The sequence below is a fragment of the Streptomyces sp. NPDC002573 genome (assembly GCF_042889625.1).
Lineage (GTDB): Bacteria > Actinomycetota > Actinomycetes > Streptomycetales > Streptomycetaceae > Streptomyces > Streptomyces gibsoniae.
Genome location: NZ_JBIARC010000294.1, coordinates 1 through 1,018, shown reverse-complemented (window position 1 = coordinate 1,018; position 1,018 = coordinate 1). Strand labels below are relative to the sequence as shown.

Genomic DNA, 1,018 nt, shown 5'->3' with positions numbered 1-1,018 from the left:
CGAGGCCGAGGCCACCGCCCACATCGGCGCGGAGCCCGGCGAGCACACCGAGACACGCACGACGATGCGCAACGGGCACCGGGAGAAGGTGCTGACCACGCAGGCCGGGGACCTGGACCTGGCGATCCCCAAGGTCCGCACCGGCTCGTTCTTCCCGTCGCTGCTGGAACGCCGGCGCCGCATCGACCAGGCCCTCTACGCCGTCATCATGGAGGCGTATGTGCAGGGCGTGTCCACCCGCAGCGTGGACGACCTGGTCAAGGCCCTGGGCGGGGACACCGGGATCTCCAAGAGCGAGGTCTCCAGGATCTGCGGCGACCTCGACGCGGAGCTGGGCGTGTTCCGCACCCGCCCCCTGGATCACACCCGCTTCCCCTACATCTATCTGGACGCCACCTACTGCAAGGCCCGGGTGAACCACCAGATCGTCTCGCAAGCCGTGGTCATCGCCACGGGCATCACCGAGGACGGCGGACGCGAGGTCCTCGGGCTGATGGTCGGCGACAGCGAGACCGAAGTCTTCTGGAGCGAGTTCCTGCGCTCCTTGCGCGAGCGGGGCCTGACCGGGGTCCGCCTGGTCATCGCCGATCACCACTCCGGCCTGGTCAAGGCCGTGCGCAAGGTCATGCTCGGGGCCGCCTATCAGAGGTGTCGCGTTCATTTCCTGCGCAACGTCTTTGCGGTGATCCCCAAGGACGCCGCGGAGATGGTGGCCGCCACCATTCGCACGATCTTCGCCCAGTCCACGGCCGAGGCCGTGCGCGCTCAGCTCGAGACCGTCGCCGACATGCTCGGACGGCAGTTCCCCAAGGTGAGGGCAATGCTCCTGGAGGCCAAGGTCGACCTCACCGCCTTCGCGGACTTCCCCGAGCGACATTGGAAGAAGATCCAGTCGACCAACCCCCTGGAGCGGGTCAACCGGGAGATCAAACGCCGCGTCGACGTCGTCCAGATCTTCCCCAACCCCGGCGCCCTCGAACGCCTCACCACCGCCGTCCTCATCGAGATGCTTCCCAAT

At 67.6% G+C, this 1,018-nt stretch carries 1 protein-coding gene; it reads left to right on the top strand.

What is annotated here, in order from left to right:
• A partial coding sequence (locus ACFYX0_RS48035) for an IS256 family transposase (protein WP_388982240.1) occupies nt 1–1,018 on the top strand: 1,018 nt, incomplete at both ends.